The sequence below is a fragment of the Asaia sp. VD9 genome, assembly GCF_037150015.1.
Classification (GTDB): Bacteria; Pseudomonadota; Alphaproteobacteria; order Acetobacterales; family Acetobacteraceae; genus Asaia.
This window is the reverse complement of sequence record NZ_JBBCQM010000016.1, coordinates 25,330-45,874: the sequence shown is the minus strand read 5'-3', so window position 1 is coordinate 45,874 and position 20,545 is coordinate 25,330. Positions and strand designations below refer to the sequence as shown.

20 protein-coding genes are annotated in these 20,545 nt (G+C 59.2%); 9 read left to right on the top strand and 11 right to left on the bottom strand.

Translation table 11 applies throughout. The features are described from left to right. Nucleotides 1–100 precede the first annotated feature (100 nt). The 10 genes from WFJ47_RS15120 to WFJ47_RS15075 all read right to left on the bottom strand — a co-directional run bounded on the left by WFJ47_RS15120 (nt 101) and on the right by WFJ47_RS15075 (nt 11,760). On the bottom strand, nt 101–592 hold the full coding sequence (locus WFJ47_RS15120; RefSeq protein ID WP_336764060.1) for a lysozyme: 492 nt from the start codon (nt 590–592) through the stop codon (nt 101–103). Continuing rightward, on the bottom strand, nt 589–837 hold the full coding sequence (locus WFJ47_RS15115) for a hypothetical protein (protein WP_336764059.1): 249 nt from the start codon (nt 835–837) through the stop codon (nt 589–591). Before WFJ47_RS15115 ends, WFJ47_RS15120 begins: the two co-directional genes overlap by 4 nt. A gap of 63 nt (nt 838–900) precedes the next feature. Then, the gene (locus WFJ47_RS15110) at nt 901–1,920 is read right to left on the bottom strand and encodes a hypothetical protein (RefSeq protein ID WP_336764058.1); all 1,020 of its coding nucleotides are present in this window, start codon (nt 1,918–1,920) and stop codon (nt 901–903) included. Between the two features lie 186 nt (nt 1,921–2,106). Next, nucleotides 2,107–2,863 (bottom strand): IS5 family transposase gene (locus tag WFJ47_RS15105; RefSeq protein ID WP_408868670.1). Its coding sequence is split into 2 segments (ribosomal slippage): nt 2,107–2,545 and nt 2,544–2,863, totalling 759 coding nucleotides; the frame shifts between segments, so codons are not numbered across the junction. Nucleotides 2,864–3,881: 1,018 nt separating this feature from the next. After that, a complete protein-coding gene (locus tag WFJ47_RS15100; RefSeq protein WP_336764056.1) occupies nt 3,882–5,441 on the bottom strand; it encodes a Hint domain-containing protein in 1,560 nt (519 codons plus the stop codon). An 849-nt stretch (nt 5,442–6,290) separates the two neighbouring features. After that, a complete protein-coding gene (locus WFJ47_RS15095; RefSeq protein ID WP_336764055.1) occupies nt 6,291–6,452 on the bottom strand; it encodes a DUF3309 family protein in 162 nt (53 codons plus the stop codon). A 377-nt stretch (nt 6,453–6,829) separates the two neighbouring features. Continuing rightward, on the bottom strand, nt 6,830–8,575 hold the full coding sequence (gene ybaL / locus WFJ47_RS15090; protein ID WP_336764053.1) for a YbaL family putative K(+) efflux transporter: 1,746 nt from the start codon (nt 8,573–8,575) through the stop codon (nt 6,830–6,832). A 398-nt stretch (nt 8,576–8,973) separates the two neighbouring features. Continuing rightward, nucleotides 8,974–10,326, bottom strand: a complete 1,353-nt coding sequence (locus WFJ47_RS15085) for an 8-oxoguanine deaminase (RefSeq protein WP_336764051.1) — start codon at nt 10,324–10,326, stop codon at nt 8,974–8,976. A 109-nt stretch (nt 10,327–10,435) separates the two neighbouring features. Then, nucleotides 10,436–10,927 (bottom strand): nucleoside deaminase, encoded by a 492-nt coding sequence (locus WFJ47_RS15080; protein ID WP_336764049.1) that lies wholly within the window; start codon nt 10,925–10,927, stop codon nt 10,436–10,438. Next, nucleotides 10,924–11,760, bottom strand: a complete 837-nt coding sequence (locus WFJ47_RS15075) for an aromatic ring-hydroxylating dioxygenase subunit alpha (RefSeq protein ID WP_336764067.1) — start codon at nt 11,758–11,760, stop codon at nt 10,924–10,926. Before WFJ47_RS15075 ends, WFJ47_RS15080 begins: the two co-directional genes overlap by 4 nt. A 216-nt stretch (nt 11,761–11,976) precedes the next feature. Here WFJ47_RS15075 and WFJ47_RS15070 point away from each other — a divergent pair, with 216 nt between their 5' ends. From WFJ47_RS15070 to WFJ47_RS15035, 8 genes are all read left to right on the top strand, one after another. Beyond that, nucleotides 11,977–12,216, top strand: coding sequence for a hypothetical protein (locus tag WFJ47_RS15070; protein WP_336764047.1), 240 nt, complete (start codon nt 11,977–11,979; stop codon nt 12,214–12,216). Continuing rightward, nucleotides 12,213–12,809, top strand: coding sequence for a Rieske 2Fe-2S domain-containing protein (locus WFJ47_RS15065; protein WP_336764045.1), 597 nt, complete (start codon nt 12,213–12,215; stop codon nt 12,807–12,809). Before WFJ47_RS15070 ends, WFJ47_RS15065 begins: the two co-directional genes overlap by 4 nt. Continuing rightward, entirely contained in the window at nt 12,803–13,366 is a 564-nt protein-coding gene (locus WFJ47_RS15060) for a glutathione S-transferase family protein (protein ID WP_336764044.1), read from the top strand. The genes WFJ47_RS15065 and WFJ47_RS15060 overlap by 7 nt, the downstream gene beginning before the upstream one ends. Further along, a complete protein-coding gene (locus WFJ47_RS15055) occupies nt 13,357–14,454 on the top strand; it encodes a BMP family ABC transporter substrate-binding protein (protein WP_336764043.1) in 1,098 nt (365 codons plus the stop codon). Before WFJ47_RS15060 ends, WFJ47_RS15055 begins: the two co-directional genes overlap by 10 nt. Nucleotides 14,455–14,482: 28 nt before the next feature. Then, entirely contained in the window at nt 14,483–16,045 is a 1,563-nt protein-coding gene (locus WFJ47_RS15050; RefSeq protein ID WP_336764066.1) for an ABC transporter ATP-binding protein, read from the top strand. Further along, nucleotides 16,042–17,082 (top strand): ABC transporter permease, encoded by a 1,041-nt coding sequence (locus WFJ47_RS15045; protein ID WP_336764041.1) that lies wholly within the window; start codon nt 16,042–16,044, stop codon nt 17,080–17,082. The genes WFJ47_RS15050 and WFJ47_RS15045 overlap by 4 nt, the downstream gene beginning before the upstream one ends. After that, nucleotides 17,079–18,011 carry an ABC transporter permease gene (locus WFJ47_RS15040; RefSeq protein WP_127102068.1) on the top strand — a complete coding sequence of 311 codons (933 nt, stop codon included), beginning with the start codon at nt 17,079–17,081 and terminating at the stop codon, nt 18,009–18,011. Before WFJ47_RS15045 ends, WFJ47_RS15040 begins: the two co-directional genes overlap by 4 nt. Before the next feature lie 246 nt (nt 18,012–18,257). Beyond that, complete coding sequence (locus WFJ47_RS15035; RefSeq protein ID WP_305006224.1) at nt 18,258–19,037, top strand: GolD/DthD family dehydrogenase; 780 nt, start codon at nt 18,258–18,260, stop codon at nt 19,035–19,037. A 96-nt stretch (nt 19,038–19,133) separates the two neighbouring features. On the opposite strand, the gene WFJ47_RS15030 is transcribed toward WFJ47_RS15035, so the two are convergent. Beyond that, nucleotides 19,134–20,123: a serine hydrolase domain-containing protein gene (locus WFJ47_RS15030; RefSeq protein WP_336764064.1), complete on the bottom strand. Its 990-nt coding sequence runs from the start codon at nt 20,121–20,123 to the stop codon at nt 19,134–19,136. Between WFJ47_RS15030 and WFJ47_RS15025 the strand changes: the two genes are divergently transcribed. Then, nucleotides 20,061–20,537, top strand: coding sequence for a hypothetical protein (locus WFJ47_RS15025; RefSeq protein WP_336764069.1), 477 nt, complete (start codon nt 20,061–20,063; stop codon nt 20,535–20,537). The two genes, WFJ47_RS15030 and WFJ47_RS15025, sit on opposite strands and share 63 nt — an antisense overlap. Nucleotides 20,538–20,545: the final 8 nt, after the last annotated feature.

Below are 20,545 nucleotides of genomic sequence, written 5' to 3'. Positions count from 1 at the left end.
GCCAGAGCCACGACAAAGGTGAGGATCGTCGTCGCGTCACCGGCGAGAGAGGCAGGCAGGAAGGGGAGGACGGTCTCGAAGATCGTCTGCCAGTCGAAGTTCATTCGGATACTCCGGTTGTGGGGATACCGCGCCCGAGGAACACGCCGCTTTCGATCTTGCGGCGGCGCTTAAGCCCCGGCAGAACGACGAGCTGTCCGTTCACCGTGGCCTTGTCCCAGACGAGGAATTGCTGTGCGGCCGAGCTATAGAGGCGCTGGTTCAGGCGGCGCACGAGGGTCGAGCCCTTGGCCGCGTTGGTGCCGACATTGAACTGCCAGGAGAGCAGGGCGCCCTCCTGGTAATCCGTCAGCGGGACGCTCACGAACGTGCGCAGCTTCGCTTGCAGGGTCATGACCGTATTCCGCAGAAGGTCGAGGGCCTGCGCCTGGGTGATCGGCTTCGTCATCGCCGTGACAGGCGTGCCGTCACCGAGGAAGCGATTGCCGTAGCCAATGGTCCAGTAATTGGCTGGGCAGAGATAGGGCTTGCGGCTCAGCCCTTCGAAGTCGTCGCGCGAGATCAGCGCGAGTGCGATGTCGATGCCGGTCATGGATGCGCCATGGGGATATGAGTGAGAACTGTAGCAACGGCCGCAGATGTGGCCGTCACAATTGCCCAGCCGACCCAGGCCTTGATGCTGCCCTGCCTGGTGACCTGAGCGAGGATCTTGTCGAGCTTGGCATTCGAGGCTGTCTGAGCCACCCGGAGGGAATGCACGTCGAGCACAATCTCCTCGAGTTCGGCCTTGACCTCGGAAAACGCGTCGTGCGTGATGAAATCTCCTGGGGGGCTCATGTCGCCTCCAATAAAAAAAAGCCGCCCGGTGAAGGGCGGCTGAGGATTTGATAAAATGGGCGGCTAATGTGATATCGCTGCGCCGGAAACGCCGGTCCACGCGGTGCCATTGTAAAGCACGTTGACGCCTTTGGCGCCGCTGCCGATGTAGCAGTCAGAGCAGTAATGCTCGGTGCCTGCTGGCGGCGATGACGGCAGGCTTGCAAAGGTTGTCGGTATCATTCGGATGCCGCCACCACCGCCAACCGCAGTGTTGATAACCAAATCCCCAAAGGAATTGGTTGAAAAATATGCCCCCGTGCGGCCTCCACTGAAAAGCAGAACGCTGCCGCCTCCGGTAAGAACAATATCCCCTCGTGAAATGGTGATCTGCTGGGTGTTAAGGGCACCGGATAAAGATCCGCCTGCCAGGGGAAGATACGTGGAACTAGCCTGAGATTGCGTAAGATAGGTGGAAGTAGCCTGGGCTTGCGTAAGGTAGGTAGAGAGCGCAGAGTTGAGGGCAGCGCCAGTGACGTAGCCGCCAAGAGTGCTATCCAGCATACTGGACGTGATATAATCCGACTTGATCCCGGCTATGGCCGAAGCGTTCGCCTGTTCTGCGCCTTTGGCCCGGTTGGCCTCGCCTTGGACCGCGCTAGCCACTGCAGACGGCGTTGCATACCGTGCATCGGATCGCGTCGTGGTCAGGTAGGCCGAAAGGCTTGACGTCAGATCGGATTGGGTGACGCTATCGGATACGAGCGACGCTATGGCGCTCGCATTCGCCTGTTCCGCTTCTTTGGCGCGCGAGGTTTCCGTCTGTACGGCTGCGTCAACATAGGTCGTGGCTGCATAGGTCGCCGCTGCCGCCGCAGAAGTCAGATATGCGGTGAGAGCGCCTGCCAGTTGGGACTGCGTTACTGCGCCAGCAATTCCGGCCTGCATCGTCGCGAAGGTGACGACACCCGATCCGTCTGCATTGCGCGCCGTCCCAAGCGGCGTATCCAGTGGCAGGCCATTGGGAGGCACGAATTGCGGCTTTGTACTCTGAGCCCAGGCCAGAGAGGGAAGGAGGGCCAATAGCGCGAGAAAGCGTCTCATGATTCCAGCTCTTTGTATGAGGGGATGTTTGCATTATTCCACCAGCCGCCCGTTGCGGGGGCTGAGGTCGGCAGGGTGGCCAGCCAGGTGGTCATTGTGGCGTCGTAAACCGCGCTGATATCAACGCCGGGCGCAGGGGGTGTTGAGGCGGCAATCAGGGCCGGCACGGCCTAGGCTCAGGACTCATTACAGCGTCCAGTAGATGACTGTTGCGGCGGGGCAGATTGCCGAGAAAAAGGTGTGGGCGCAGCGGTCGTAGCGCGTGGCGATGCGGCGCCAGTCCTTGAGGCAGCCGAACATGTTCTCGACCTTGTGCCGCCGGCGATATCCGGACTTGTCGTGCGGGATCGGCACTTCCCGGCTCTTCGTGGACGGGATGCATGGCTCGATGCCTCGTTCGGTCAGATTGCGCCGGAAACGATTGCTGTCGTAACCGCGATCGCCGACCAGGTGGCGAGCGGAGGGCAAGCGTGGCAGCAGCGGGGCTGCGCCCTTGTGGTCACTCATCTGACCTTCGGTGAGTAGCATCGCCACTCGACGGCCATGCCCGTCGCAGACGGCATGCAGTTTCGAGTTCAGGCCGCCTCTTATGCGTCCGATCCGACGCGCAGCACCCCTTTTTGAGCAGGCTTGCGGCAGTGCGATGCGCCTTCAGATGTGTGCTGTCGATCATCAACTCCTCCGGGACGCCAGCGTTACCCGTCAGGGAGGAAAAGATCCGGGCAAATATGCCAAGACGGCGCCAACGGATGAAGCGATTATACAGCGTCTTATGCGGACCGTAGACCGACGGCGCGTCCTTCCATTGCACGCCATGCCGGATCACGCAGACGATGCCGCTCAGCATACGGCGGTCATCTACGCGTTTCAGACCGCGCATTATCGGGAAATATGGCCCTAACCCGCGCATGTTGCTCACAGGCAGCATCGGCAGATCAGACATTGGGTTCCCCTTCCGATGACCGTCGAGTCACATCATCTCAGTCTCGTAAAGGGTCCTGAGCCGAGGCCATGGACGAACCAATCTTCTGGCAAGCTGCTGATCTTCGGGCACCATTCACGGGACCTCGCTATGTGAGGGACGGGGTCTTTCGGAGCAGCGTCGAGTGCTTTCTGGGCAATGTGATCGACTCAACGGAGCACGGTTCCTCGGAAAGGTGGGCGATTTCGGTGCCAATGCCTCCGGCGGCGACATCCGAAGTTCAGGTTCGTGATTATGCCGCGGCTGTCGTCGAGGCACCGTGAGGTCGGGAACTCGGGCGGGGAATTGTATGGAATCAGCAGGCCTCAATTACCCGGTCGAACTCACCGGATGTTCAGAGGATTTATGGAGTTCCGAGCAGCATCTCCACCGATAAACGAAGATGATTTACCCACGTATCGCCAGGACGGGACTGAGCTTTCTCCAGTATTCGATCATGGTCCACCGGGGGAGCGCCCGCAAGTAGTGCCTAAGGTCATATGCGGGGTGCTACAGGTGACGTCGCTAATGCGTGGGCGGTGGGATGCTCTTGGCGACAAACAGCGCTGAACCGGATCGAGGTTTGATCCCAACCTAGCCGCGAAGCGATCATGGCAAAATGCCATATTCTGCCATATATTTCAAGCCATCAGTTTTCTGGAGAGAGTTTAATAAGGCGCGGGAATTCCCAGAGATTTCCCTCGGAAAAACGTGGTGCGGTTTCTATCGGCGAGACCGAAACATGAGTGCCGCTTTGATTTTACTGATAGGAAGCACGAATCAGCACGTCTGTTTCTCTGGCTCCTTGAGAGAGCTCAGGGAAATGAACATCTTTGCCCCAGAGTGACGGAAGGATCATCGCGCGGCGCGAGAGCTTGATACGGGCGCTTAGGACATTCGCGACCGGAGACCAGAAATACTCGTGCCGCGGGCTGATGCGCATGCTCTCAAGGGCGTAGCGGCCCGCATTTCTACTCTCTTCCTGAGGGAAGACGTGAGCTCAGGTACAGCTTTGACCAGCCGCCTCACCGAGCAAGCCACGGATTGCTCCAGCATGGAAGCCTGGGTCAAGGAAATCCAACCCGGAGAGCGCGCTATCTCGAGCAGAGGTCACGACATAGGGACCAGCGGACAGGATTTGAAGGCTCAGCAGGCTATGACCCTGTTCCGGCCCTTCCGTCTTCGCCAATCTTACCAGTGCGCGGCCCATTGTCCAACGGGAGGTCGCATTTCGGTCGAGCTCACGCCATCCGGTTAGTTCCGCCTCACGCAGATGATTGTCCAGCTCCAGAGTGCCCTGACTGGCAAAGATATGCATCTGCCCGATCAGCACACCCAGTTGGCGGCGATCATCAACGAAGGGACCAATCGTCTCGTTGGGTCTCGATACTCGGGAGTGTATCCAAAGCTCGGAAACGCAAGACGGGACCATGAATGTCACCCACCCATTGGCGCTGCGCATGGGTCGTATGGTTTGCCCCTTATCGGTATGCAGCATCAGCTCGGGGTCGGAGGTGAGGTTCGGCAGTGGAGGAGAGCATGTCGGCATGAGCTCCCGAGCGCGTTGCAGCAGCTTCCGGTAGAGCGGCTCCACAAAATCCCGTTCCGTCACAAGAGCCGCAGCGCTGTCAAGCTGCCAGTTTTTCTCCTGCGGGGCGCATTTTTCGTGCGAGGCGCCCATTCTGAACAGATAGCGATTGCCCGTATCCAGATAGCTCTCTGCTCTCAGATCATTTGCCCAGAGGATCGAATGCTCTTCCGTTTCGATATGGTAGTAGCTGTAAGGCCCGATATCCTCTTCATAGCGTATCGTCAGCCCGTTCACGAGCATGCGGACAGGCACAAAGGCGCTGTCGAGGTAGACGCAATGTTCACTCGTGACCAGCAGATCCCGCGATGGGACGTCTGGTGAAACGGCATCTTTGAGGATACGCACGGGATGCTGACTGGTGTCGTCGGGCCGTCCCGAACGTGGGACTGCGAAGCCACGGCCAACCCAGGTTACGGGTCGCAGAACCTCTTTCTCCTTGCGTGCGTCCCATACAGCAATCAGATCGCCGATCATCAGGTTTTCGACCACACGGTCACCATTTGCCGTGCGGATGAGCGTGCCCGGCAAATAGCACACAAGCCCTGCAAGCGACCACGAACTCCCGACCGGCACTGTATGGGATGCGATCCTGCCGGTCGTCAGATTAAACGGATTGCCAGGGATCTCATAGATGAAAGAGCCGGCATTGGTGATTCCGGTAGCGATCGTGATCGTCGTTTTGTTGAGCGCGGCGATGTAGACATAGGTAACGACCTTTTCGCGTGCGCTCTGGTTCGTAAAAGCAAAGGAAATTGGCGCACCTGTTGGAACCGTGAAGCGGAATCTGTAGCTGTTCCCGGCATACGCATAGGTCGGCATAGTGGTGACAATCCGCACGCCACGAGTGCCCGTAGTGACGTCATAGATGTGGGAGGTACCGCTCGCACCGACGGGTGCCGTTCCCGTATTTATATTCAGGGTATCGCCATTAACATTGTAATAACGAGTATTGCCGTTCCAGTTGGCCATTTGCCCCACCCTGTTCCAGTTCAACCATCAAAACCGCACCCGAAACTGATCCGAGTAGCCCGAAACGCGGGCGTCATGGGTGAAATCCCGACGAGTGGTGAGAGTATGGCGTGAACTTGATGTATCTGCCATCGATCGGAGGATTCATCGAGTCATATATCGTCAACTACTCCGTAATTCGTCGGTAATCTTCCCAATTTGTGAGTCTGCGTTCGGTGTGGGTCAATAAGACCTGAAAATGATTCATTCAAGCACTTTGTTTCACAGGTGCGTGATTCAAATAAAACTATACCGTCTTAAAGTGTTATTTGTACTGTCGAGTTTGCTTAAAGAGAACATATAACATATCCAAACGTTATACCGGATCGCGTACCGATGCAGTCCTAGATCAGGATCGGAGAAAACGCATGGTGATGTTTTCTTTTTGAAAATAATTTCTCGTCGTTCGTTCCGCCAGTTCCTGACTGACGGTTCGGATTCGGTCAGGAAATGCCGGGAGGCCGTTGTATACCAGGGCTCTAGTTACAGATTCCTGCGGTATCTCGAGAAAGGCACAATCTCATGCGCGCTGCGGGGCGCACTTCCGCCGTACCGCGACCTGCTACGACTATACTTGGAGGGAGGATCAGCTTCTCGTGGGGCCAACGCAATAATGCCCCGCGGAATGATCCGACGAGAGGAGATGAACGGCTTCTCTTGGTGCGTCCTGCTTGAAAACGCGTCGTCCGAAGACTCCCCGGTGCGATGGAGAAAAACGCGAGGGCGCATTCTTCTGTATCGACTGTCGAGCGCCGGGGCGGAGGGAGCTACCCCGTCATCGCGACATGTGATGACGGGGCGCTGCCCGACTCAGAGCCTGCCCATCAGGATCAGAACCACAAGGATGAGCACGATGAGCCCAACGCCGCCGCCGGCTCCGTATCCGGTCCAGGCCGTGCCGTACCATCCGCCATATCCGCCAAATGTGCCGAGCAGCAGAAGCACGATGATCAGGATTACAATGAGGTTCATTTCCAGGATCTCCCAGTCGGCAAAACAGGTTTTCTGCCGTTCTGCATTCACGTTCCAAAAGGCGCATGGTTCGGGGCTAGGCAACAAATCCCGATATATGGGTTCTGTTGCGCTCTTTTTATCACAGTCCCTGATTCGGCGAGGACTGCCCGACTATGCCAGAGCAGGCAACCAAGAAAGCGAGCCGGGGCAGGGCAGTGCACCCGTCGAGCATCGGGGGTTAAACATGCTTCGAGGCAGGCCATGCGCGGGCATAGCATTCGGGAATCTCTCGTAATGCCAGCTTTCTCCCTGGAGCCTCAGGTCGGTCGCGCCAGCAGGCACCGCCGATCTGATCACGCAATACCGGTGGAGGCGTGAGGCCCTGGCTTGGAAGATTACACGGGCAACGGGTCCAGACCGCTCTCGGCTGCGGGGTCGGACAAGGGAGGTCGTGAGTCGAAGGGTAGATCGCTGGCCGTCACAGCAAGCATCGCCAGAGCCATCTCACGTTCGCCCATGATCACATGATCGGCGCCCAACTCCTTGAGATGCTCGACTGCGCTGTCGAAATGGGCGCGAGCGATGATCATCAGATCCGGATTGATCGCTTTGGCCTGCGCGATGATCTGTCCAGCCTCGAAAGGTTCCGGGATCGCCACCATCAAAAGGCGCGCTTTTTCAAGATGCATCGCCTTGATCGTACGCGCTTCGGCAGCATTGCTCAGCATCAATTCGATCCGTTCCCTGCTGGCGAAGGGGTCAGCCATCTTGCCGGTCTCAACGACCAGGACAGACCATCCTTCTCCCAGCAAGCCATCGACCACCAATCGACCGACGCGCCCACATCCCACAACCACGGCATGACTCTCCAGCGTTGTAGGCTGGGGGGGAGGGAGCAGAATGCCCGCCTCGTCGGGGACCGGGCTTTCAGGCGCAGCGCTGTGTCGCGTGATCCAGGCCTCGATACGTTGTGTCGCCATGAGGATGAATGGATTGATGAGGATCGACAGGATAGATGCGCCCAGGATCAGATCCTGTGCTCGGCCATCCAGAACCTTCATCTTCATGCCGAGTGCGGCGAGTATGAAGGAGAATTCACCGATCTGCGCCAGGCCGCTCGCGATGAACAATGTCGTGTTCCAGGGCTGGCGCAACAGACGCAGTATCGCAATCACGGCAAGCGGTGTCCCCACCAGGATCACGAGAAACGTCAGAAGGAGGGGTAAGGGCTGATGAACCAGCACAAGGGGGTTGAACAGCATCCCGACAGAGATGAAGAACAGCACCGCAAAAGCGTCGCGGAGCGGCAGTGTTTCCGCCGCAGCGCGATGACTGAGTTCTGACTCGCTCAGAACCATGCCGGCCACGAAGGCTCCAAGGGCGAATGACACGTCGAACCATTCTGTCGCAATAAAGGCAACGCCCAGTGCCAGCGCGAGGAGCGCCAGCCGGAACAGTTCACGCGACCCGGTATGAGCGACGTAATGCAGGATGGCGGGGATGACCCGCCGGCCCACGACCAGCATGAGCGCCATGAAGGCGGCCACTTTGCCAAGCGTCAAGGCGATGGTTACAGCCAGACCTGCGAGGCTGATTGTCTGATGAGATCCCTGCTGCATCATGGGAGAGAACACAGGCAGAAGGACGAGCGCGAGCACCGTCACCAGATCCTGAATGATCAACCATCCAACCGAAAGGCGCCCGCGCTCTGTCTCGATCAGCCGCTGCTCCTGAAGCGTCCTGAGCAGAACCACGGTGCTGGCAACGCTCAATGCGATGCCGAATATGATGCAGGCCCCCATGTTCATCCCGAGGACCCAGGCCACAGAGGCACCAATCATGACCGAAGCCGCTACTTGAAGCAGTGCGCCCGGAACCGCGATGGCGCGCACCGAGATCAGATCCTTGAGTGAGAAATGGAGCCCTACGCCAAACATGAGCAGGATGATGCCGATTTCCGACAGTTCGGCAGCCAGAGGCTGATCGGCCACGAACCCCGGGGTGAACGGACCGACAGCGATGCCCGCCAGCAGATACCCAACCAGCGGTGATATCCTGATTCGCTGGGCTATCGTGCCCAGTATGAACGCTAATCCAAGCCCGATAACGAGTATACCGATCAGGGGCGCGTCATGGGTCATGGCAGATCAGGATCCTGCAACATCAAACAATCAAGGGGTCAGTGTAGGAACATCTGCGATCAAGAATGGTTTTGCAATGTCACGAGCAGGAAAACCGGGTGGGCAAGACAGCTTCATAATATTTCAAGAGATTGCGCGTTCAACGGGACATGAATGCGATTACTCCAAAGAGGCAGTTGAATTGACCAGGTTTCCTGACCCGACAGGGTCACGATCTGTCCGCGCGGGTATCAACCCAGGCCGTGTGATGATGCGAGAAACGGAGGTGACGACGATCATCCGGTTGTCAATCACGGTCGCTCCCGACATGGAAGGCGTGAGTCGAATCCCCGGAGGACATTGCTGCGACGTGGCGACAGCATTGAAGCCATATCACGCGCGCTCAGGGGGGAAGGGCTTCAGGAAAGTTTTTGCATGCGGCGAGCCGCGCGCTCATGCTCACCCAGAACACGCTCGAGATCGGACTGACAGGGCTGTCCTTCAGATACCAGGATGCGGCCGGCAACAATAGTGTACCATGCCATGGCTGGCGCGCAGCGCAGAAGCGCCTCTACCGGGTCACTCAAGGCGCCAGCCCGGGAAAGCGGCGGAAGCTGCCAGATCACGAGATCTGCACAGGCGCCGATGCGCAAATGGCCGATTTCGTCTTCCCAGCCCAGGCACGCGGCCCCGCCCCGCGTGGCCATATCGAGGGCATCGCGCGCCGTCATGCTGTGGGGGCCATTCTGAAATCGTCCAAGCAGAAGTGCCATGCGGGCTTCGAGCCAAAGCGAAGCGTGATCGGTCGAGGCCGACCCATCGCAACCCAGACCCACTTTCATGCCCCGCCGCCGCAGGTCGAGGGCGTTTGCAGCACCGCCTCCAATCATCATATTGGAACAGGGGCATTGCGCAGCGCACACACCCTTGCGCGCGAGACGATCGATTTCATCACCCGAGGGGTAGATGTAGTGGGCAACCCAGGAACGAGCGCTGGCCCAGCCGGAACGTTCGAAATACTCCGTCGGAGTGCAGCCATAGACCTCCTTGCAATACACATCCTCATCGGGGTCTTCCGCCAGATGGGTGTGAAGACGCACCTCATGGCGTTCAGCCATGAGGGCGCTTTCCTTCATGATGGTCTCTGACACGCTGAAAAGGGAGCAGGGTGCCAGGGCTACACGCGTCAGCGCACCGGGCGATGGGTCGTGATAGAGGCTGATCAGACGCTCGCTGTCCTCCAGAATGACGTCCTCACTCTGAACGACGCTGTCAGGAGGCAAGCCGCCATCCTTGACCGAGCGGGTCATTGACCCGCGTGTGGCGAGGAAGCGGAAGCCGATATCGCGTGCAGCCCTGATCTGCGCATCGATCAGCCTTGCGCGGGGGTGGACATAATGATGATCCATCGAGGCTGTGCAGCCACCGAGGAGCAATTCTGTCATTGCCACGTAAGAGGACAGATAGACCGCGTCCTCATCAAGGGTCGCCCAGAGCGGATAGAGGCCTTTCAGCCATTCGAACAAAGTTCCATTGACTACAGGAGCATAGGAACGGGTCAGATTCTGGTACATATGGTGATGACTATTCACCATACCGGGTGTGACCAGGCGCCCCTCGGCGGAGAGGATGCGGTCGGCTTCAGGTGGCGCTAAGTTCATCGGTCCATAGGCCTTGACGCGGCCATGTTCCAGATGGATCCAGCCATCGGAGATTTCCAAACCCCGATCCAGATAGAGCGCGGCGTTGGTGACAAGCAGGGAAGACGACATTTCCAGCCCCTTTCAGGAGACAAAAGGATGATCCGCCAGAGCCCTGTTCCGGGCTCGCGGAAGCCCGGATCGTCATCTTCCAGTCAAGAACGGGCGTTGAACAGGAGCCTCAGGCTTTCTCGAGCCAGAAACTGCGCTGAAGTTCGGCAGCTTCCTCTTCCAGCAAAGGGCCGATAACCAGTGTTTCTGTCTGTCCCGCCTCGAATACCGCACGGCAGGGTAGATCAAGGGTGGGGTTTTCGGGGTGGGCCCCAGTCATGGCCTTCAGATGCGCCTCTGACTGACCGTATACGACGCGGCCTATGCCAGCCCAGTAGATAGCGCCGGCGCACATGGCACAGGGCTCGGCAGAACTATAGAGCGTGAAACCGCGCAACCGCGCCGTGCCGAAAGTCTTGCTGGCGCGCGTAGCGAGCAGCCGTTCCGCATGGGCCGTCATGTCGTGGCCCTCACTGCTGTAGCCATTTCCCTGGGTCATCACGATCTGACCTGATTCGTCCACCAGAATGGCCCCGAAGGGATGATCGCCCGCGAGACGCGACTGATCCGCCACCTTGAAAGCCTGACGCAGGAGGGCAAGGTCGTTGGGGCTAGGGCTCATGTGACCGTTTCCTGAACTGGAGGAGAGAGAGGAATTCCTGCAGCGCCAAAGGTAACTCCCTGCGCCTTGAGCCAGCGCCTGTACGCGACCGATGACCGGTCAGCGAGTGTCGGGATTTCGCTCGAGGCATCCAGTGGCATGGGAACAGGGCGCTGGTTTTCGAGGATGACCCGGTCCTGCAGAAAAATCATCTGCTGAAACTCGACAAGTGCGTCGAACTCGGAACCCTCATCGAGTAGAAACATGACCGGATGCGCGCGGCATGTTCCAGGTGTCATGGGCTGGACGAAAAGCGCGATGACGTCCTTCCGCTGCGGGTGATTGGGGCTGGTCTTGTACAGCAATGTCGAGAAGGGCGCGGCGATACGGTAAATATAGTCGGTCATCAAACCGTCTGACGCGGCGAGCGCGGCTTGAGGCTGGAAGAAGCGACACTCGGTCGCCCAGATCTCTCGTCCTTCCTCACGCGTCTCGACGGCGTAGCGTTCAACTTCGGTATGGGGCTCCGCGCCGAGTATGCCAGTATGGACAAACGGGAAATGGGCCATGTCGAGGAAGTTCTCGGCCACGCGCAGTCCAGAGGCGTGAACCATGATCGAGCCACAACAAACGAGGCGTCTGTCAGGTTCCTCGGCCTCGGGAAGCGGCGGGAAGGGGGCAATATCTGTCTTGTTTCCCGACAGATTTGTCCAGACATATCCGTGCCGGATGCAAACCGGGAGAGGGCCATCATCGGAAAAAACCTCGGCCTCACCCCGGGCATTCAAGCGATAACGGATCGGCGCATTCAGCAGGAGGGTATCGGTAAATTCCCTGCCCAGTTCATCGATCATGCCAAGGGGATACCAGTGACGTGATGATACCGGATCGGGACTCTTCCAGCCACTGATCGTCACGCTGTTACACCTGGTCGTTCACGGGGTTGGACTCCTTCGAGGCGTTCCGATTTTCATTGCGCTTGCAATCACATTAATAGGCTTCGTCCACTTGTCAAAAAAATTATTACTGTCAGGATCGTCCCCATTGAAACAATCTTGCGTGGAGACAGGATGACCATTACGACCGCGCTTCAACTCTTCGGTCGTTTCGACATCGCGGTGTTTTGCCAGTTTGCGGAAGACCGAGCTCATCTGCTCAACATCGAGATGACGCTCCAACGCTTGCTCCCGAACGAGATCGTTCTCGTCCTGCGTGGCGCTCAGGCGCTTGTCGGCATGTTCGTCATGGCATGCGTCATTGGTCCCGCCGCCTGTGTCGTGACCCAATGGGAAGAGAGCCATCATCCATGATCCCAGTCGCGCTTTCGACCGATATTGCTCCGGGTGACATTGCGCCCATGCGTTTGAATGGTCAGGAACTGGTACTCTGGCGCGGTCCCGATGGCGTAGTTCACGGATGGGAGGATCGGTGCCCGCATCGCGGCGTCAGACTCAGCCTTGGTTTCATTCGCGATGGGCGTCTTGCCTGTGCCTATCATGGTTGGCAGTTCGACGGTGCCGGGCAGTGCCGCGCCATACCGGCACATCCCGCCCTCAATCCGCCCTCTACGATCAGAACGCGAAGTTTCAAGATTGTCGAACAGGCGGGCCTGGTCTGGTTCGGCGATGACGCGCGTGAAGCGCGCGCCCTGTTGAGGCCAGCCGAGGGGGAATGGCACCCGGTTCGCAGCCTTGCGATACGGGTGCCGCTGCAGGAAATGCGCACTGCCCTCGCATTCGGAGAGGAGCATTGGCGCGTGGCGGGCGACCGCCTTCTTGCGATGCATGGCCCGGACGAGAGTGTCACCATGGTCCACCTGGCTGTAAGAGACCCTGGATCGCGCCTTGCAGCCTATTATTGGCTGCAGGATCTGCGCGATACAGTGGAAGAAACACGATGCTGATCCTGCATGGCTGGATGATGGATGAGCGCAGCTACGCCGTGCGTCTCGCAGCGGCTCTGATGCATATTCCTCTCGAGATCATCACAGATAGGCGCGCCGAAATCTATGGTCCCACGCTCAATGACGAGGAAGGCTATTCGAACGTGGGCCTTTACGATGTTCTGCTTTGCCTCGCCCGTCAGTCGGGTAGCCGGTGGAGCTGGCCAGAGGGAGAGGATCTGACCTGTCTCAAATGGGCGCTCGAGGGGCTGGAGGTTTTTTCCGCCGCCCGGCGCCGGGCCTTGATAGCCACCATGCCGGGAAACGCCGAAACCGAGGAGGTTACACTTGTCCTTCGCGGCCTAGAAGATCGTCTGAGCCGTGCGCGGCTCGCGGGAAATCCCTGGTTATGTGGTGAGCGCATCGGATTTGCGGATATCGTGGCGTTTCCGATCGCCGGGCTTGCCCGCGACCTCGGTGTGTCGATGGATTTCTATCCGGCGATAAGGCGCTTCGTCCGAACGATTCGTGAGTTACCTGAATTCGTCGTCATGCCTGGGATTGCCGCATGTCATTGATCAAGCCGGGGCTGCTGACCCGTCGCACCCTGCTCGGCGCCGCGTCCTGTGCGGCGCTCCCGCTTTCCGTCCGCGCGGCAACGCGCTTCGCACCGATAGCGGAAGAGGATCTGCTCGTGGCTTTTGGCCATACCAGTCCGATCAATGATGGTGGCTGGACGCAAATGCATGACAAGGCGATCCGCGCGCTCAAGCAGCATTTCCCGAAAATGCGCTCTCTCTATGTGGAAAGCATTCCCTATTCAGCCGATGCCACACGCCTGTTCCGACAGTTTGTCGCCGAGGGCGCCCAGATGGTCATCTCGACGTCGAATTATGGCGACTTCATCAAGGATGTGGCTGATCAGGCCCCTGATGTCGGATTCATGGAATGCGACGGCAACTCTGTGACAGGCAATCTTGGCTGGTACTATATCACCCATTGGTATGCGAGCTATGTGATCGGCATCGCTGCGGCCCGGCTGAGCCAAAACGGAAAGCTGGGCTATGTCGCCTCTTTCCCAACGCCCTCGGTCATCGCCAGCGCCAATGCAACCTTGCTGGGCGCGCGGTCGGTGAATCCCCTGGCGACGATGCGGGTGATCTCCATCAATTCCTGGTTCGATCCGCAGGCAGCGGCTGCGGCGGGCGCCGCGCTTGTCGATAGCGGCTGCGATTTTCTGTGCGGGATCATGGACGATCCCGGTTATCTGCGTGTGGCGGTCGAGCGGCATGTCTGGGCCGCCATGTGGAATACAGACATGCGGCAGTTCGGGCCCGAGGCGTATGTCAGTTCGGTCGTGCTCGATTTTGTCGATTATTACCGTGACATCATCACGGCGCGTCTGGCGGGGCGTTGGCGCCCGGAGGGAAAATTCCTGACTCTCGGACACGGTGTAGATCGCGACCGTTGGGGCGCGCGCGTGCCGCTCGCCGTCCAGCGCGAGGCCGATGCCGCACGTGATCGCATGCTCGCCGGTTGGTCGCCCTTCACAGGGCCGATCAGGGATTCCAGTGGCAAATTGCGTGTGGCTGCTGGCCAGACGATGACCGATATGGAGATTTTCCATTGGAACTGGCAGGTCGAGGGAGTATCGGGTCTTGTCTGAAGCCGTTCCACCCTTTGGCGCCGATCACATGCCGGAAACGCGTCCGGCAAATCTCCCGGCAGGCACGCCGCCTCTTCTTTCGCTCTCCGGGGTGGCCAAGTATTTCCCCGGCGTGATTGCGAACAAGGACGTCTCGATCGATTTTTACGCCGGGGAAATTCACGCATTGCTCGGTGAGAACGGTGCGGGCAAATCGACCCTGATGAATATTGTCACCGGCCTCTATCAGGCCGATGAAGGCGAATTGATCCTTGATGGTTATGGCGTTCGGTTCGACAGTCCCGAGGCGGCTATCGCGTCCGGGATCGGCATGGTGCATCAGCATTTCAAGCTTGTCCCGCGCTTCACAGTGGCTGAAAATCTCGCGCTCGGCTGGAGCGAAACAGGACGGTGGCTAAGCAGCAAGGAAATCATTCGGCGCGCGGAGGCCGAAGCTTCCCGGTTCGGCCTTGAGATAAAGGCCGATACTCCGATAGACAGCCTCACCTCGGGTGAGCAGCAGCGTGTCGAGATCTTGCGCGTGCTGTCACGTGGCGCGCGAATGCTCATTCTCGATGAGCCAACCGCCGTTCTGAGCCCGCTCGAGGTCGGGGAACTCTATGCCGCGTTGCGCCGCTTCCGTGATGGCGGTGGCGCGGTCATTCTGATCAGTCACAAGCTCGACGAGATCATGGCGCTGGCCGATTGCGTGACGGTTCTTCGTCATGGGCGTGTGGCCGGCACGCACAGAATTGCCCATACGACACCGGCCACATTGGTAACCGAAATGATTGGTCGCCCGATCGAGCAGAAAACCACCTATCCCCGTGCGACTCCTCGCAGCTCGCAGGAAACTGTGATTGCGTTGCAGGATGTCTGCTGCCGCGATTCCTCAGGGCGTGTACGGCTGCAGCCGCTTTCACTCGACATTCGCGCAGGCGAGATCCTGGGCGTCGCGGGGGTCACCGGAAACGGACAGGCAGAGCTTGCCGATCTGCTTACCGGGCTGAGAGTACCACAGGAGGGGCAGGTCCATGTTGCCGGGCGCGTCATGCGCGCCGCCGGACCGGGCGCTTTCCGGGAGGCCGGTATAGGCTATGTGCCTGAGGACCGCCTGCACAAGGCCCTCGCTCCCGCTCTGGGGGTAACCGAGAACGCGGTGATGCGCGTTTTTCGCGCGAACCCCGTGGGCGGGCGGCTCGCCTATCATGCCGCCGAGGCGCTGCGCTTCACGCGTTCCCTGCTCAGCCAGGCTGAGGTCACGCTCGCTGATCCCGCAGCGCCCATAAGGGGGCTGTCGGGGGGGAACCAGCAAAGGGTAGTCCTTGCACGCGAGCGCATGATCAGCCATCGCGCGCTGATTGCGAGTTACCCTAGCCGCGGTCTGGATATCGGGGCGATTGCCACAATGCGTGAGACCCTCGCCGAAATCCGGGATGAGGGCAGGGCGGTCGTTCTCATTTCCGAAGACCTCGACGAGATCCTCGCGCTCAGTGACCGTATCGCCATTCTCTGTGGCGGGAGGCTGATGACGGTGATCGAAAACGGGGCGCTCGACCGCGCCCAGATCGGCGCATTGATGAGCGGAAGAGATAAGGGAGAGCCGTCATGAGTCGCCGTATCCGCCTGGCGGTCGTTCCGGCCCGGCGCATCCTGATCGGCCGGTGTGTGGCGCTGTGTTGCGTGTTTCTCGTGCTTGGGGTCGTTCTGGCCATGCTTGGCCTCAACCTGGCAATGGTCACCAGGCTCGTTCTCACCTCTACTTTTGGCACGGTCTTCGGTCTCGAAAATCTGGCTCTGTATATGACGCCGCTTCTCATGACGGGGGCCGCCGTCTGGCTGGCTCTGCGCGCGGGGCTCTGGAATATCGGCGCAGAGGGGCAATTCCTTGCCGGGGCGACGGCTGCGGCGTCGATCGGCTTGTTCTCCCCGCTCCCGTCCTCACTCAGCCTGCCCCTGGCCGCGATCGCCGCTTTGCTGGCCGGAGCAGCATGGAGCGCGGTTCCCGCCGCCGGACGCGCCTGGCTGGGGGTGAGCGAGATCATCACGACGTTGCTGCTGAACTTCATCGCTTCCTTTCTCGTCTATTATCTCGTGACCGGCCCCTGGGTTGATCAGGTGACGGGCGCGCAAGTTTCAAGCGAGCGCATGAAGACAGCGATCCCGTCGCTGTATAGTGTCGTTCACTGGGGCGGCCCCTTCGCACTGGCTGTGGTGACAGCGCTGGGGCTGGGCCTCAAGCGGAGCCGGTTCGGATATGAGCTGACCCTGTGTGGCTCCAACCCCGAAGCGGCGCATTATGCCGGTGTTACCGTTGCACCGCGCCTGTTCCTCGCACTCGTGTTTTCTGGGGCTCTCGCGGGGCTTGGCGGCATGATGGAGGTCATGGGTACGGTCCATCGCCTGCAGGGCGGTCTTGCCCATGGCTATGGTTACCTTGGCATCGTCGTCGCGCTGCTTGCGCGTCACTCTGCGCTTGCGTTGATCCCTGCCGCTTTTCTGATGGCCGTGATTCTCAACACAGGTATTGTGCTGCAAACGCTCCAGGTGAGTGCGTCCTCGGTCCTGGCGATTACCGGGCTCCTCGTATTCGCTATCGCTGTGAGCGATGAATTGGCAGCGTACGTGAAGCTGGAGATGCAGAAATGACCCTCTGGATCTCTCTGGTTCTTCATGCCCTTGCCTATGGCAGCATCCTGGCCCTTGCTGCGCAAGGCGAGGTCGTGGCCGAGCGTGCCGGTGTCATCAATCTCGGTGTTGAGGGGCTCATGGCGCTTGGCGCCGTCATGGCTGTATTGACCGCAGACGCAACATCCTCGCCATGGCTGGGCTGCCTCGCCGCACTTGCCATTGGCGGCGGCGGTGCGGCCGTTCTCGGACTTGCCACGGTCAATGGTGCCGCCAATCAGACACTGTGCGGTGTTGCCCTGACCTTTCTGGGTTTGGGATTGAGCGCCGTTTTTGGCCATTCGGTCGCCGGGCTTCCCGTCGCTGCAGTCTTCGCCTCATGGCCCATACCCGGTCTGTCGCGCCTCCCCCTGATCGGGGCCCTCTTCGATCAGAGTCCGTTTGTCTATCTTGCCTTCGTCATCCTGCCGATCTTGGGTCATATCCTGCTGTTCCGGACACGCATGGGGCTGAGCCTGCGCGCCGTGGGAGAGAACCCGGCAGCAGCGGATGCGGTAGGTATTCCGGTCAGACGCTTCCGCCTCTGGGCGGTTGTGGCTGGAGGGGCGCTGGCCGGACTGGCGGGGGCAGATATGACGCTTTCGGTCATGCCCGTCTGGTCAGAGGGAATGATCGCAGGGCGGGGGTGGATTGCGGTGGCGCTTGTAATCTTTTGCGGTTACCGGCCGATCCTCGCTGCGGCGTCCTCCCTGCTGTTTGGCCTCGTCATGTCGCTCAGCTTCTTCGGCCAGGCCGAGGGATGGCCCGTGCCCCCTGCTATCCTCAACATGACACCCTATCTCGGCACAATTGTTTTCATGATCGTCCCAGCGCTCCTGCTCCCAGGTCTTCGCCGTTTCATGGCCGCTCCCGCTGCGCTCGGGACGCCGTATTTTCGCGAAGAGCGTTAGGCCGCGCTCAAGGCAGCGCCCAACCTGTCCGCATCGCGCAGGGCATCGTCACGGGAGATGGGCAAATGCTGCTGATGACCTGAGGTATCCGAACAGAATGACGCAATAATGTGGCCTGCGACGTGATTGCCGCTTTCTTACGAAGTGTGGTGCGCGCTGAACTCTCTGTGAGACAAGGTCTCTGGCGCTTACCTCCCGCGAACAAAAGTCATAGAAAAGCTGTGATTAATCACAAGGAGCGTGATCATGGAGATGAAGTTCACGGCGTCGGATATCGATTTCGACTTTAAGCTGCAGGGCAAGATTGCCCTTGTTACCGGGGGTGCCTCCGGGATCGGGGCGGCCATTGCCGCGGCTTTTGTCAGCAAGGGCGCACAGGTTGCTGTTGTCGATGTCAATCAGGACAATGCAGCGGCCAAGGCCGAGGCCCTTGGCGCGGCGGCGCGTCCTTTCTCATGTGACGTGTCGAACCCTGATTCCGTACGTAAGATGGTTTCCGATGTGGTCGCCAGCTTCGGGCGCATCGATATCCTCGTCAATTGCGCGGGAGTCGTCTTTCTTGCGCCAGCCGAGACATTACCGCTGGACTACTGGGACAAGACGATCGCCATTAATCTCAAGGGAAGCTTTCTGGTGACGCAGGCTGTTGGTCAGGAGATGATCAAGGCAGGCAAGGGGGGACGTATCATTAATCTGGCCTCGCAGGCGGGAACGGTCGCCATTGAGGAACATGTCGCTTATTGTGCTTCGAAGTTCGGCGTGATCGGCATGTCCAAGACCTTCGCAGCCGAATGGGGTAAATACGGGATCACCGTCAATACGCTTTCCCCTACGGTCGTCCTCACCGAGCTTGGCAAGAAGGCCTGGGCAGGCGAAAAGGGCGAGGCCGCGATCCGACGCATCCCAACTGGCCGTTTCGCGATTCCCGAAGAGATCGCCGCTGCTGCACTCTTCCTCGCCTCGTCCGGGGCGGCGATGATCAATGGTGCGGATCTGCTGATCGATGGTGGCTACACCATACTCTGAAGACAGAGGGTTTCACGAGCCACGCTATCCTCGATGACAGCGTGGCTCCACTTTGCTCAGTGTATTTTAACGCCCAATCCCAGCAAACTCGGCCTTTCAGCCAATGCCGAGTGCCAAAGCGGTCTGGGTTGAGATCAGGCGCCTCAGTGCGACGAGGCTCGTTCCCCCCCGTGGGTGGACGCGGTTTGTAAGTATCAGCACGTAGCTTTCCGTATCTGGAGACACCCAGAGCGAGGGGCCAGTGAAGCCGGTATGACCAAATGAGTTTTTTGGAAACCGCTCGCCGCGCAATGTAGAATAATGCGTGTCTATATCCCACCCAAGCCCGCGCAATTCACGCTGACGCGCGGGTTGTGCGGGGCGTGTCATGGCGAGCACCGTTTCTTGAGTGAGGGGAAAGGAGCTCTCTCTTCCCGAACGGCGGTCGAGCAGGGCTGTGATATAGCGTACAAGATCTTCCGCGCAGGAAAAGAGCCCGGCATGGCCGGCAACGCCGTTCATGCGGCGCGCCGTGGGATCGTGAACGACCCCGCGCAGCATGACGCCAGTCTCGTCATACTGCGTCGGGGCAATCGACGGACGCCTGTCGAGCTGAGGGCGAAAGCCGCTTTTTGACATGGATAGAGGGTTGAGGATCAGCGCGCGCGCATAGATGTCCAGGCTCTCCCCCGTGAGTTTCTCCACGATAAAACCGAGCATTAGATAGTTGATGTCACTGTAAATGAATCGTGTGCTGGGTTCGGCGGCGAGTGGCGAGGCACAGGCGCGGGCAAACGCCTCTGCGCGACCGGACCAGTTCTGATCAAGCGGCAGATCGGGCGGCAAACCGGAGTAGTGCGTAAGCAGCAGGCCGATCGTGATATCTCCCTTCTGGTTGGCGGCGAAATCGGGAAATATCGTTGCGATTTTCGTCTCGAGGGAGATCTCGCCGGTTTCGATGAGGCGCATGACGCACGGTGCTGTTATCAACGGCTTAGTCAGCGATGCCATATCGAATACTGTATCCAGGGTCATCGCCTCGCGATGCGGCTCAAGCGCGCGCCAGCCAGCGACATGGCGATGGACGACCCGATTTCGATCGCCGATGATCAGAACGAAACCTGGAAGCGTGCCCCTGCTGACAGCCTGATCGAGCGTGTGATCGATCTTGCCGAATTGGGGCTCAGCGCACCCAGCTGGGCAAAGACCGATTCCAGCCAGGCCGATGACAATCTGCCTTCTTGTGATCATGCGATGCCATTCCTGCCCTGCGGTCTGAAACCAGAAGATCGGGTTTCAGACCGCAGAGCAAGGTTATTGCCAGCTCCCGCCATGACTTCCGGCACGGTTCGATGTGGCAGCGAAACCACATCTGGTCATACTTTGTCAGGAAGTAGTCATTCAACGACAAGGTGTCCTCTTCAAAAGACGTTTGATTTCAACGGATTGGCTGATGTGTCATCAAACTGTCATACGGGAGTCATCAAAGCTTCGCAGGAAGCGGCGCAGAGCAGTGGGTAAGGGAGGCT